At 35.4% G+C, this 13251-nt stretch carries 15 protein-coding genes and 2 pseudogenes; 9 read left to right on the top strand and 8 right to left on the bottom strand.

The features are described from left to right. Window positions 1-5 precede the first annotated feature (5 nt). The 7 genes and pseudogenes from BUE84_RS00010 (at window position 6) to BUE84_RS00025 (ending at window position 2376) form a co-directional block, all read left to right on the top strand. On the top strand, window positions 6-377 hold the full coding sequence (locus BUE84_RS00010; protein ID WP_079243817.1) for a hypothetical protein: 372 nt from the start codon (window positions 6-8) through the stop codon (window positions 375-377). Further along, window positions 319-567, top strand: coding sequence for a T9SS type A sorting domain-containing protein (locus BUE84_RS00015; RefSeq protein ID WP_079240008.1), 249 nt, complete (start codon window positions 319-321; stop codon window positions 565-567). The genes BUE84_RS00010 and BUE84_RS00015 overlap by 59 nt, the downstream gene beginning before the upstream one ends. A gap of 346 nt (window positions 568-913) precedes the next feature. Continuing rightward, window positions 914-1147: a hypothetical protein gene (locus tag BUE84_RS24690; protein WP_238594327.1), complete on the top strand. Its 234-nt coding sequence runs from the start codon at window positions 914-916 to the stop codon at window positions 1145-1147. Then, window positions 1144-1392 (top strand): ion channel, encoded by a 249-nt coding sequence (locus BUE84_RS24695; RefSeq protein WP_238594328.1) that lies wholly within the window; start codon window positions 1144-1146, stop codon window positions 1390-1392. Before BUE84_RS24690 ends, BUE84_RS24695 begins: the two co-directional genes overlap by 4 nt. Window positions 1393-1437: 45 nt before the next feature. Next, on the top strand, window positions 1438-1647 hold the full coding sequence (locus BUE84_RS24700; protein ID WP_238594329.1) for a hypothetical protein: 210 nt from the start codon (window positions 1438-1440) through the stop codon (window positions 1645-1647). A gap of 23 nt (window positions 1648-1670) precedes the next feature. Then, window positions 1671-1886: a hypothetical protein gene (locus tag BUE84_RS24705; protein ID WP_238594330.1), complete on the top strand. Its 216-nt coding sequence runs from the start codon at window positions 1671-1673 to the stop codon at window positions 1884-1886. Further along, a pseudogene (locus BUE84_RS00025) lies at window positions 1887-2376 on the top strand (YkgJ family cysteine cluster protein). 777 nt (window positions 2377-3153) lie between these two features. Here the strand turns inward: BUE84_RS00025 and BUE84_RS24710 are convergent. The 5 genes and pseudogenes from BUE84_RS24710 to BUE84_RS00045 all read right to left on the bottom strand — a co-directional run bounded on the left by BUE84_RS24710 (window position 3154) and on the right by BUE84_RS00045 (window position 6897). Continuing rightward, window positions 3154-3342, bottom strand: coding sequence for a DUF1801 domain-containing protein (locus tag BUE84_RS24710; protein ID WP_238594331.1), 189 nt, complete (start codon window positions 3340-3342; stop codon window positions 3154-3156). Window positions 3343-3442: 100 nt separating this feature from the next. Continuing rightward, window positions 3443-4797, bottom strand: a pseudogene (gdhA, locus tag BUE84_RS24895) (NADP-specific glutamate dehydrogenase). A gap of 190 nt (window positions 4798-4987) precedes the next feature. Continuing rightward, window positions 4988-5728, bottom strand: a complete 741-nt coding sequence (locus BUE84_RS00040) for a DNA-processing protein DprA (protein ID WP_238594333.1) — start codon at window positions 5726-5728, stop codon at window positions 4988-4990. Window positions 5729-5748: 20 nt separating this feature from the next. Then, a complete protein-coding gene (locus tag BUE84_RS24720; protein ID WP_238594334.1) occupies window positions 5749-6096 on the bottom strand; it encodes a hypothetical protein in 348 nt (115 codons plus the stop codon). A 33-nt stretch (window positions 6097-6129) separates the two neighbouring features. Next, window positions 6130-6897, bottom strand: a complete 768-nt coding sequence (locus tag BUE84_RS00045; RefSeq protein ID WP_079240009.1) for a rhomboid family intramembrane serine protease — start codon at window positions 6895-6897, stop codon at window positions 6130-6132. A 251-nt stretch (window positions 6898-7148) separates the two neighbouring features. On the opposite strand from BUE84_RS00045, the gene BUE84_RS00050 reads away from it, so the two are divergent. Both BUE84_RS00050 and BUE84_RS00055 read left to right on the top strand, forming a co-directional pair. Continuing rightward, window positions 7149-8075 (top strand): DUF3078 domain-containing protein, encoded by a 927-nt coding sequence (locus BUE84_RS00050; RefSeq protein WP_079240010.1) that lies wholly within the window; start codon window positions 7149-7151, stop codon window positions 8073-8075. A 228-nt stretch (window positions 8076-8303) separates the two neighbouring features. After that, a complete protein-coding gene (locus BUE84_RS00055; protein WP_079240011.1) occupies window positions 8304-9227 on the top strand; it encodes a DUF3078 domain-containing protein in 924 nt (307 codons plus the stop codon). A gap of 76 nt (window positions 9228-9303) precedes the next feature. On the opposite strand, the gene sufD is transcribed toward BUE84_RS00055, so the two are convergent. The 3 genes from sufD to sufB form a co-directional block, all read right to left on the bottom strand. Continuing rightward, window positions 9304-10611, bottom strand: coding sequence for a Fe-S cluster assembly protein SufD (gene sufD / locus BUE84_RS00060; RefSeq protein ID WP_079243818.1), 1308 nt, complete (start codon window positions 10609-10611; stop codon window positions 9304-9306). Window positions 10612-10775: 164 nt separating this feature from the next. Further along, window positions 10776-11519, bottom strand: a complete 744-nt coding sequence (gene sufC / locus BUE84_RS00065; protein WP_034691829.1) for a Fe-S cluster assembly ATPase SufC — start codon at window positions 11517-11519, stop codon at window positions 10776-10778. A 244-nt stretch (window positions 11520-11763) separates the two neighbouring features. Then, on the bottom strand, window positions 11764-13212 hold the full coding sequence (gene sufB, locus BUE84_RS00070) for a Fe-S cluster assembly protein SufB (protein WP_034691827.1): 1449 nt from the start codon (window positions 13210-13212) through the stop codon (window positions 11764-11766). Window positions 13213-13251: the final 39 nt, after the last annotated feature.

Genomic DNA, 13251 nt, shown 5'->3' on the forward strand with positions numbered 1-13251 from the left:
ATAGCGTGAATGCATATAAGAATCTTCTGCCTGTTTCAGGAATTAGGAATTGGGGCTCAGTTGTAAACAATGCACAAGGTCAATTTTTATTGGTAAATAATTCTAAGTGGAATAATGCGGTTGCATTTGAAACTTATGATGCAGGTAACCAGCTCATCAGTGTTTCTATTGTGGGAACGGGAGATACTACATTGGCAAATACATATGTTGATTTCCCTTCTAATGCTTTGAAAGTTTATGCAGTAGGATATAACGGACAAAAAATTCTTGTGTATCCGGCAAATACTTTAGCTGTTAAGGATAGTAAGACAAATAATAATGAATTTTGTTTATCCGAATCCTTTAAAAAATGGACAAAAACTGGTTATTCATATTAAAAATTCAAGAGAAAATTTGAATGCAGAATTATATGATATGGCAGGAACATTATTGATTTCAGCAAAAGGTTCTTTAAGTGAAATAAATAAGGAAATTAATGATAAAATAAAAGATTTGAAAACTGGAATTTATGTTATTTCAATAAATGATGAAACCAATAAATATAACTCTAAGATTATTAAAGAATAATATTTGTAATTAATTTGCCGAAATTTGATATTATCCAATTGGACGCACATTAAAAACTATTACGTAATTGAGATTTAATTAAGATGATATAAACAGCAGGAAATTTTGAATTTCTGCTGTTTTTTTTATTCATTTTGAGTAAAAATTTTATAGAAAGTCCATAGTAAATCATCTATCATCTAACAAGTAATTTTAAAAATGATTACTTAAAAAATTAAGCATCATAATGCGTTCTATTCTTACCTTTACCTTTTAAAATATCTGTATGCTGAAAGAAAGAGCTGATCATCAACTGGCTTATTGGTAGAGGAAAATCATAATATAACAAAGTCAAAATGATTAAAAAATGACAGGAGGATTCAGAAAAAAGATCCGTCAGAAAAATGCGGAGAACAGTGGTTTCGGAACCAATGCCTCAGGAAGGTTCATCAATAAAGATGGTCTCCCGAATGTTCAGAGAAGGGGTGTGAATGTGTTCAACAGGTTAAGCTGGTATCACACCATGCTGAATTTATCCTCATTTCGATTTATTTCTTATTGGTTATCGCTTATATTCTCATTAATCTACTGTTTGCCATGATCTATTACCTGATTGGGGTAGAGCACCTTACAGGAATAGATAAGAGTGATCCACTCAATGAATTTATTGATGTCTTTTTCTTCAGTTCTCAGACATTCACAACGGTTGGATATGGGAGAATCGCTCCGGTAGGATTTTTGGCAAGTCTTGTAGCAACTTTTGAAGCTTTTCTGGGATTGCTTACCTTTGCCATTGCAACAGGACTTTTTTATGGAAGATTTTCAAGACCGCGGGCATACCTTTAGATTTTCTGATATTGCAGTTATTGCTCCTTTTCAGAATCTTCAGCATTGATGTTCAGGCTTGCTCCCTATAAAAATAATGCATTGACGGATGCAGACGTAATTGTTTCTGTAGCCATTGAGGTTATGGAAAATGGAGTTGCCAAAAGTAATTTTTACAGACTTACCACGCAGATGAGTAAGATCAATACTTTGGCTCTCAACTGGACTGTAGTGCATAAAATTGATGAAAACTCTCCGTTTTACGGTTTTTTCTGAAGAAGATTTTAAAAATACAGATATTGAGCTTATCGTACAGGTACGCGCATTTGACGAAGTCTTTTCAAATACGGTGGTTCAAAGATCGTCTCTATACTACAGGAGAAATTGTATACGGAGCTAAATTTGTTCCGATGTATTATCCAAACAAAGAAAATCTTTCAACGGTACTGGATCTGGATAAAATTAACGAGTATAAAAAAGAAGAACTTCCGGAGTCCGTGAGAAACAAAGAATAAATGGATTTAGATTTTTATAAAAAACAGGCGATACAAAAGCAGAAAGAACACAAGAAATTTCTGGACGGATTAAAGAAAAAACCGCCCAAAAATCTCGATTATATAGTGCAGGAAACACATGATGAAGTTTTTGAAGAAATAGACTGTTTGCAGTGTGCCAATTGCTGCAAAACAACGGGACCTCTCTATACCGAAAAAGATATTGAGAGAATTTCCAAACATCTTCGAATGAAGTCTGCAGACTTTGAAGCAAAGTTTTTAAAGAGTAGATGAAGATAATGATAAAGTATTACAGAATCTTCCCTGTTTTTTTCTGAACAACGATAATACATGTTCTATCTACGATGTAAGACCAAAAGCCTGTCGTGAATATCCTCATACAGACCGTAAAAAGATTTATCAGATCAATAATTTGATGCTGAAAAATACTGTTATCTGTCCTGCAGCATTTGAATTCGTAGAAAAAATGATGAAGAATGTGACGAAGTAAACCTAAGGCGGGGAGCTGGATGCTGGAAGCAGGAAGTCTTGATAATAGACCATTTCAGCTAATATTTTCACTGAAATAAACTTCCAGTTTCCAGCATCTCGCTTCCAGTCCAATCATCTGAACTGATTTTTGCAAATTCCTCTTAAATAATTATAAAGTACGTTAAATAAGTCTTTTACACATAATTTTATAAATGATGCCTCGTTTAAGTTAAACAATCATTTAAATATTACATTATGAAAAAGTTATTTTTAACGGCAGCGTTTACATTAGTCGGAAATCGCAGTATCAGCACATCAACACCACAAAAGCCGGCCGATACTTTACTAATAACACTACGACAACTCAAACTCAACAACCGAATACACAGACTACAAGTCCTTCGGATCAGAAGAATCAACAGGAAAAATCACCTGCAACTACAATGGAAACTGCACCTGCAACGGATCCATCAGTAAGTACACGCCTACTGATGCCACTAAACCTGCAGATGCTCCTAAAGAAGAGAAGAAAGACAAAAAGAAGAAAAGTAAAAAGCACTTTAGCAAACACTAGTCGGAATCCTGAAATCTTGTATTTCAGGATTTTTTTTGTTCGATTTCTTTTGTTTTGAACGGAGGATCTTAGTGATCAATCCAGTGGCAGATTTTCAGTGATTGGAAATTGAACGGCCCCTTTTGAAAATTTATATTTTCTTTCTTTAAATCTTTTCAAAATTACGGATACCTTCAGCTCCGGGATAGAATCCGATATGTTTTTTATATCCCGCAAAATAAATTAATGGTTTTCCTTTGTATCGAAAGCAGGCATCTGATATCCAATATATTCTTCCAAATCCGGAATCTGTAAATGGATGGCTTTTCTGAGTTCAATCAATTTTTTCTGTACTTCTATCGGGAACAGAAGAATGTATTCATCAATATTTTTAAAGTGTTTTGCATGATATAAAATAAAAAAGCACTGCATATAGCAGCGCTTTCTCCTTTCACTTTTTACTTTTTTCCCATTATCCCGGGAACAGGCTATATCAAAAAAGGTCGGGAGTTTTCCCAACTTTGTTTTTTTGTTACACAACTCCTTGAGCCAACATTGCTTCTGCTACTTTTACGAAGCCGGCAATATTTGCACCTTTTACGTAGTTTACATAACCGTCTTCGTCTTTTCCGTAGTCTCTACAGCTTTGTGGATACCGATCATGATTTCCTTTAATCTTGCATCAACTTCTTCAGAAGTCCAGTTAAGACGGATAGAGTTCTGAGTCATTTCTAATCCTGATGTAGCAACACCTCCAGCGTTGGAAGCCTTACCAGGAGAGAATAATACTTTATTGTCTAAGAAATAGTTGATGGCATCTAGTGTAGAAGGCATATTAGCCGCTTCGTTACACAAACACATCCGTTTTCAACTAATTTTCTTGCATCATCTAAATCTAGTTCGTTTTGAGTTGCGAAGGGAAAGCAACATCACACTTCACATCCCAAGGACGTTTTCCAGCATGGAACTCAGCTGAAGGATATTTTTTAGCATAGTCTTCAGCTCTGTTATTTCCTGAAGATCTAAGCTCCAATAAATAATCGATCTTTTCTCCGCTGATACCGTCTTTATCATAGATGTATCCGTCTGGTCCAGAGATTGTTACTACTTTAGCTCCTAGTTCAGTTGCTTTTTTGATAACTCCCCAAGCTACGTTTCCGAAACCTGATACTGTTACGATTTTATCCTGGAAATTCTGTCCGATCGTTTTAAGCATCTGCTCTGCGAAGTATACTACACCGTATCCTGTAGCTTCAGGACGGATTAATGAACCTCCATAAGCAAGACCTTTTCCTGTAAGAACTCCGGTAAACTCATTTCTGATTTTCTTGTACTGACCGAATAAATATCCGATTTCTCTTGCTCCAACACCGATATCTCCAGCAGGTACGTCTGTTTCAGGGCCGATGTGCTTACATAATTCGGTCATGAAAGCCTGGCAGAAACGCATTACTTCCATATCAGATTTTCCTTGTGGATCGAAATCTGAACCTCCTTTACCACCTCCCATTGGAAGAGTTGTCAAAGAATTTTGAATACTTGTTCGAACGCTAAGAATTTAAGAACAGATAAGTTTACAGTAGGGTGGAAACGGATTCCTCCTTTGTATGGTCCAATAGCAGAGTTCATTTGAATTCTGAAACCTCTGTTAACCTGAATTTCTCCTTTGTCATCAACCCATGGAACTCTGAAAATAATAATTCTTTCAGCTTCAGCCATTCTTTCAAGCAGCTTCATTCCGGTATATTCTTTTTTAGTAGCAATGAATGGAATTACGGTTACGGCAACTTCTTTTACAGCCTGTAAAAATTCCGGTTCGTTAGGATTTTTTGCTTCAATTTTTGCAATAAACTCTTGGATTTTCTGGTCAATATTATATTGTTCCATATATTAAGGTTGAATATTATTGTCAACAAATTTAATTTTTTTTTCAAGATTCACAACACTATATTTTAACATTGTTAAAAATTAAATAATAATGTTCCGTAATATTATTAAATTGATAATTTATGTTCAAATTTTATTAAAAATGAAATGTTATATGTGAAATAATGCAATATTAAGAAATCGTTAAATCTTAAATTGCGATGAATTGCCTCCCGGAAAATGATTTTACTTTCCCTAAAAGTTCCAATTCTAAAATTATTGGTAAGATTTTATGGGTAGGGAGATCAATTCTCAGTGAGAGATCGTCTAAACAAATTTGAGGATAAGATTGAATAGATTGATATATTAATTTCTGATTGTCAGATAATTGTGGTTTTGTCTCGCTATAAGGAAATAACTCTTCTATTTTTTCTTTAGGATCATTTAATCCAAGGAGTCCAATAAGATCTTTTATGGTAGAAATAGCGGTTGCTTTATTATGGAAAATCAGCTGATTACATCCCTGGCTATTGCTTTCCGTAATTTTTCCAGGCAGAGCAAAAACATCACGGTTATAATCATTAGCAAATGTTGCTGTGCTCACAGAACCTCCTCCAAAACCTGTTTCCACTACAATAGTTGCCGGAGATATTCCTGCCACGATTCTGTTTCTTTGGATGAAGTTTTCCCGATCTGGCTTTCTGGAAGAGCTGAACTCCGTTATTAATGCACCTCCTTCCTGTAAAATTTTCTCAGAAAGTTTTCTGTTTGTTGCCGGATATAAATATTGAAAACCATGTGCAAGAACTGCTACAGTGGGTTTTTGATGACAAATAGACTGTTCGTGAACTTCTTTGTCGATGCCTAAAGCAAGACCGCTTACAGATGTATATTTTGAAGATTGTGTTGCTTTGAAGAAGTCTTCAATAAACTGTTTTCCATAAGTTGTCATATTTCGAGTTCCTACAATACTTACCTTGGGCAGTGCATTCTCAATATTCCCTTTTGATAAAGAATAGCCGGAGCATCATTACATTCATTAAGTAGAGAAGGGATTTCTTTGAGATGTTTTAACCTGATTTGAATATTATTTTTTTCGCAAAAATTTAATTCTTCTTCTGCGAATTTCAAATGAGACTTATTTCCAATATCCGAGACTGTTCTTTGTCCTATTCCTTCCAGTCTTTTATATTCTTTTTTTGCTCTTTTCCAGGCTTCCTGAGCGCTTCCAAAAGTACGGACAAGTTTATGAAAATGAATATCACCAATCTGGCTGCATTCGTGGAGGGCGATGGCATAAAAGTATTCTTCGGAGATCATGTGTGTTTTTTTTCAAATGTAATGAAATAAGTTTTATCTTTTTCTCAATTCATCCAAATGATCCCATATATCATCCTTTTTCTTGTAAGGAAGTTCCATAAAGTCTTCAGGATGATTTTCTTTGTATTCCTGCCACAATTTATCATCCTTTTCGCTGTAATAATTCGGAAACTCCCAGATGAACTTTTTCTTCTTTTCGCCGACATTTTTAAAGGCAAATGCAATAATACTGCCTACTACAGCTCCGGAAAGATGGGCCTGCCATGAAATTTTACTCGGTTCCTGCATATTGTAAAACAATTCTTCGGGAAGCATCCCCCAAATCAAACTGCCATAATAAAGCACAACAAGCATTGAAATAGTGAGAAGTTTCGTATTCCATTTAAATACCCCGCTGAAGAATAGGAAAAAAGCGAGTACATAAACTACACCACTGGCTCCGATGGTACAAGTGTACATATATTCACCTGTAAGAATATCAATGGGAGGAAGAAGCCATACCAAAAGTCCCGTTGCCAGCCAGCCGATGATAAAGACTTTGTTGGCAACCAATGGATAAAACTGATACAGCAAAAACATAAGTGCTGCTATGGGAATAGAATTTCCTATAATATGATCAATATTTCCATGTAAAAGGGGAGAAGTAACCACGCCAAGCAATCCCTCAGGTAAGAGAGGAATAATGGCTCCAAAACAGCTTTGAAAAAAGCCCTGCATTTGTAAAAAATACCCGAACCACATCGCTGAAAGCATCAGTAATGGGTATATAACCGCTCTTTTGGAAATTACATTTTTGAACATGTGGATTTTACGTCAAATCAAAAGCCAATAATAAATTTCGGAAAATTTGTCGATGAATTCGTTCCTACCGATCTGATTTTAAGACAAAAGGTATTAAATTTAACTTTTGAACTTATTATTTTGGCATTGATTTTATAGAAATATCTTGTTATGAGGAGATTAAACTTTATTGAAATTCGATTCTTTTACAGCTGAATTTACCTTTAAAAAAAATTATATTAATATTTTTGCATTGAAAATTATTTAGAGTAATGAAGAAGTTTTTATTGATTCTTTCCTGTTTTATAGGAATATATGCTAGTGCACAAGAAGAATTGAAAAAAGATTCCGTAGTAGTAGACACTGTTAAATACTGGTCGGTTTTAGGAAAAAATACATTAATGATTAACCAGGCTGCCTTTTCAAACTGGGTTGGAGGTGGAGCCAACAACGTCGGATGGCTAGCCGGTACCAATTATAACCTCACCTATGAAAAAGACAAAGATCTCTGGGAAAATATCATTGTTCTTGGGTATGGTCAGAATGATACAAAAGGACTTGGAATAAGAAAGACACAGGATGTTATCAATGTTTCTACCAATTATGGGAGAAAATTTTCGAAAAGCTGGTACTTCTCTTTAGGAGCTGGTTTGCAATCACAGTTTGCGGCAGGATATGAAGATGGAAATAACCCTGAAGCCAAAAAAATCTCAAACTTTATGGCTCCTGGCTATGTAAACGTCGGGATGGGTATCACGTACAGGCCCAATGATGATCTTACGGTAACTTTGCGTCCTACCAACGCCAGATGGACGTTTGTATTGGATAAAGACCTTCAGACAGCAGGGAGCTATGGTTTAAAAAATGATGGAGATACTTCTTTATTACAATTCGGTTTTCTGGGTACAGCCATGTATAAACTAAAAATAATGGAAGATATTTATTTAACCAATACAGCTTCTGTCTTTTCAAATTATCTTGATCATCCGGAAAGGCTGGTTCTTGCCTATGGAGCTCTATTAAACCTGAAGGTAAATAAATATATTTCATCCAATGTAACAGTAGATTTACTCTACGATCATAATCAGATAGAAAAAACACAGCTGAAGCAGACTCTTGGAATCGGATTTGCGTATACACTGGAAAATGGGGTAAAACGTTCTGATCGTAAAGATAGCCAGTGGTGGATCAAAAAATAGTTTAGAAAACTTATTTTATAATTAAAAACACTTCAAAAATGAGGTGTTTTTTCTTTTTAAAATACTGTAGTTTTAAGTTGATTTAAGTTTGATAGTTAATGGTTTTGGTTGTAAATACCTTGTTTTCAGTTGTTTGTAATGTTGTTTTTCGATTATGTTAAATTCATTTTAAAGTGAATTTTATGATGGCGTAAATTATTATTTATACATTTGTAATAAATCAACATTATGAAAAAACTTTTATTGATCAGTTCTATCTCTTTTGGGGTTGTAGCGTTCGCTCAGGAGGCTAAGACAGAAACTCCGGCATCAGACACCGTTAAAGCATGGTCTATTCAGGGACAAAATACATTAATGCTTAATCAGGCTGCCTTTTCAAACTGGGTAGGAGGTGGAGCCAACAATGTTGGGTGGCTTGCTGGTGTTAATTACAACCTGACGTATGAAAAAGGGAAAGATCTTTGGGAAAATATTATTATTCTGGGTTACGGACAAAATAACACGCAGGGAACTGGAGTAAGAAAGACTCAGGATGTTATTAACCTGTCTACAAACTATGGTAGAGAATTTGCCAAGCATTGGTATTTGTCTGCAGGCGCAGGGCTTCAGACTCAGTTTGCTCCGGGTTATGAAGATGGAAATAATCCTGATGCTAAAAAGATTTCTAATTTTATGGCTCCCGGATATCTGAGTGTAGGAGCTGGGGTTACTTATCGTCCTAATGACAATCTTACCGTGACTTTACGCCCGGCAAATGCAAGATGGACTTTTGTTTTAGACGAAGATCTTCAGAAAGCGGGAACTTATGGTCTTAAAAATGATGGAGATTCTTCTCTTTTCCAATTCGGTTTCCTGGGAACAGCAATGTATAAGCTGAAGATTATGGAGAACATTACCTTGCTGAATACGGCTTCTGTATTTTCAAATTATCTTGATCATCCGGAAAGACTGGTTCTTGGATACAGCGGAGTTTTAAGCATGAAAATCAATAAATATATTTCTACCAATGTTACCCTGGATCTTTTGTATGATCATAATCAGATATGGAAGACCCAGTTGAAGCAGACTTTAGGTGTAGGATTGGCTTATAATTTTGATAATGGTAAGAAACGTTCGGATAATAAAGATAACCAAGGTTGGTTAAAGAAATAAAACAGAAAGATAATCTGTAATAAAAATAAAAAAGCACTTCGAAAAGAAGTGCTTTTTGTATCAATATATATAAGTCTTAGAATTCTATATCAACTCCTAATTTTTCAGCTAATAGCTTGGAAATTTTATCTTTTAGAGGTTCTATATCAATGTTTTGCATTGCATCATTAGCGAAAGCATATAAAAGTAATGCCTGAGCTTCTTTTTTAGAAATTCCTCTTGCTCTCAGATAGAATAAAGCATCTTCATTCAATTGACCTACTGTACAACCGTGAGAACATTTTACATCGTCTGCAAAGATTTCTAACTGAGGTTTGGTATCAATACTTGCCCCTTCGCTTAGCAATACGTTGTTATTCTGCTGATAAGCATTTGTTTTCTGAGCAATTTTGTCCACAAAAACTTTTCCGTTGAAAACTCCGTGAGCATTCCCATCAAAGATTCCTTTGTAGTTCTGGTAACTTTCACAGTTCGGGAAGTTATGGTGAACCGCCGTATGGTGATCTACCAACTGATCTTTCCCGATAATGGTGATTCCGTTCATGAATGAATTGATATTAGATCCATTATGAATAAAATCAAGGTTGTTTCTTACCAGTTTACCTCCGAAAGAGAATGTGTTTACCGTTGTTAAACTGTCTTTCTCCTGTCTTGCAAAAGTATTGTCGATAAGATAGGTTGTGTTGTTATCGTTCTGAAGTTTGTGCCAGTCAGCCTTTGCATTAGGGTATGTAAAGATCTCCGTTACAGAGTTTGTTAATACGTAAGTGCTGTCAAAATTGTGATGGCTTTCAATGACCTCTACTTTAGCTCCTTCTTCTACGATCAAAAGGTTTCTTGTATTGTAAAACGTGTTTTCCTCCTGATTCTGAGAAATATAAAAAACGTGGATTGGCTTTTCAATCACTACATTTTTAGGAACTTTAAGGAAGAAACCATATTTGCAGTAAGCAAGGTTCAGGTTCGTAAAAGCCTGTTCTTTGGAAGCAATCGTATTGAAATACTTTTCAAAAACCTCTTTATGCTTCTCATCATTCAATGCATAATTGAATGAAAGGAATTCTACATTCTCAATAGAAACTTTAGATAGCTCCTTGTGAAGCTTACCGTTTACAAAAACAATCCAATCAAAATTTTCTTCTCCAAGGTGCAGTTCATCAAACTGCTCTTTAGTGATATTGTGGCTCTCTTTCGGGAAGAAGTTGTAGCTTTTTTCCGTGATTTCCTTTAGATTGGTATATTTATATTCTTCGTCTTTTTTTGTCGGAAAACCAAGGTTTGCAAATCTTTGAAGAGCAGCTTTTCTGCTGTCGTCCAGAAACCTGTGACGAAGACTCTCCAAAAATTCATTATGGTTCTCTATAATTTGTTCTTTTAATGCCATTACTGGTATATCTGTGGTTTGCACCATTTTTTCTTTTTTTATTAACTAAAATATTGTTATTCCGAGGAATAGGAAACCCAATTTTTAATAGTAGAGACTCTTTTTTGCTACATTGTATGAATGATTGTGAAAAAAGGTTATCTCTGAAATAATATATATTCTTCTTAGTTAAGAAGCCAGTCGTAACCTTTTTCTTCAAGTTCTAATGCTAAAGACTTGTCACCTGTTTTGATGATTTTTCCATCTGCTAAAACGTGAACGAAATCAGGCTGAATATAGTTTAGCAATCTCTGATAGTGCGTAATCAAAAGAACTGCATTCCCTTCATTTTTAAAATGATTTACTCCATCTGCCACGATTCTTAAAGCATCGATATCCAATCCTGAATCTGTTTCATCAAGAATAGCCAGCTTAGGATTAAGCATCATCATCTGGAAAATTTCATTTCTTTTCTTCTCACCTCCGGAGAATCCCTCGTTCAATGATCTTGAAAGGAAATCTTTTTTAATTCCTAATTTTTCAGATTTCTCGCGGATTAATGCAAGCATTTCTTTTGCCGGCATTTCTTCCAGTCCGTTTGCTTTTCTCGTCTCGTTCAAAGCAGCTTTGATAAAGTTCGTTACAGAAACTCCCGGAATTTCCACTGGATACTGGAAAGAAAGGAAAATCCCTTTGTGAGCTCTATCTTCAGGAGCTTCTTCACTGATGTCTTGTCCTTCGAAAAGAATTTCTCCACCAGTCACTTCGTAATCTTCTTTTCCTGCGATTACAGAAGAAAGGGTAGATTTACCAGCTCCGTTGGGTCCCATGATCGCGTGAACTTCGCCCGGCTTTATTTCAAGATTAATACCTTTTAATATTTCTGCGCCATCTTCAATTTTGGCGTGAAGGTCTTTAATTTGTAACATTCTTGCTAACTTTTGCTTTTTATAATTGTATGAGCTTCTTTCCTTTAGGTACACATCGTCTTTGTATTAGGATATCTCCTCAATAGACGGACAGAAGCTTTTTATATTTTATGTTTATAATAATCTTCAACGAAGATTATAACTTATATTTCCGTTTATAACGGTTGATCATCAGATAAAAACTCTGAAAACCTTGCCTTTAAAATCAGTTTGTTTTTATCTGAAGGGTTCTTTTTTGATCATATTATCCTACTGAACCTTCTAATGAAATCTCAAGTAATTTCTGAGCTTCAATAGCAAATTCCATTGGAAGCTTGTTCAAAACTTCTTTGCTGAAACCATTCACAATCAGAGCAATGGCTCTTTCTGTATCAATACCTCTCTGGTTACAGTAGAAAATCTGATCTTCCCCAATCTTTGAAGTCGTTGCCTCGTGCTCTAACTGTGCTGTAGGATCTTTGATTTCAATATAAGGGAAAGTATGAGCTCCACATTCATTACCCATCAATAAAGAGTCACATTGTGAGAAGTTTCTTGCTCCTTTTGCTGAAGGCATTACTTTCACCTGTCCTCTGTATGAGTTTTGTGATTTCCCGGCAGAAATACCTTTTGAAATAATCGTTGATTTGGTATTCTTTCCGATGTGGATCATTTTTGTTCCTGTATCTGCATACTGGTGGTTGTTAGTAACTGCAATAGAGTAGAATTCTCCGATAGAATTGTCTCCTTTAAGGATACAAGACGGATATTTCCATGTTACTGCAGAACCTGTTTCTACCTGTGTCCATGAGATTTTTGCATTTCTTTCGCAAAGTCCTCTTTTCGTTACAAAGTTGAATACACCTCCTTTTCCTTCTTCGTTACCAGGATACCAGTTCTGTACCGTTGAATATTTGATCTCGGCATTGTCTAAAGCAATAAGCTCTACAACTGCTGCGTGAAGCTGGTTTTCATCTCTTGATGGAGCTGTACATCCTTCAAGATAAGAAACATAACTTCCTTCATCAGCTACAAGAAGCGTTCTTTCAAACTGTCCTGTTCCTGCCTGGTTGATACGGAAATAAGTAGAAAGTTCCATAGGGCATTTTACCCCTTTAGGAATATAACAGAAACTTCCGTCAGAAAATACTGCGGAATTCAATGCTGCATAAAAGTTATCTCCTCTCGGAACAACTTTTCCAAGATATTTTCTTACTAAATCAGGGTGGTTTTTAATAGCCTCAGAGATGGAGCAGAAAATAATTCCTTTCTCTGCCAATGTATCCTGGAAAGTGGTTTTCACAGAAACTGAGTCCATTACAATATCTACGGCAACTCCGGAAAGTCTTTTTTGCTCTTCGATATTAATCCCTAGCTTTGCGAATGTCTTCAACAACTCAGGATCTACTTCGTCAAGACTTGCCAGTTCTGGCTTTACTTTAGGAGCAGCGTAATAACGGATTGCCTGAAAATCTGGTTTTTCATATTTGATATTGGCCCATTCAGGCTCTACCATTTTCTGCCAGATTTTGAAAGATTCCAATCGCCATTCAGTCATCCATTCCGGTTCTTCTTTTTTAGCAGAGATGGCACGGATGATGTCCTCATTTAAACCAATCGGGAAATCTTCATAATCAATCTTCGTTTCCCAACCGAATTCATATTTTTTATTTTCTAGATCGACTCTTAAATCGTCTTCTGTATATTTACTCATTACTTTTTTTTAGATTTCAGATTTTAGATTTCAGAATTC

The sequence above is a fragment of the Chryseobacterium indologenes genome (assembly GCF_002025665.1).
In the GTDB taxonomy this organism is placed as follows: Bacteria; Bacteroidota; Bacteroidia; order Flavobacteriales; family Weeksellaceae; genus Chryseobacterium; species Chryseobacterium metallicongregator.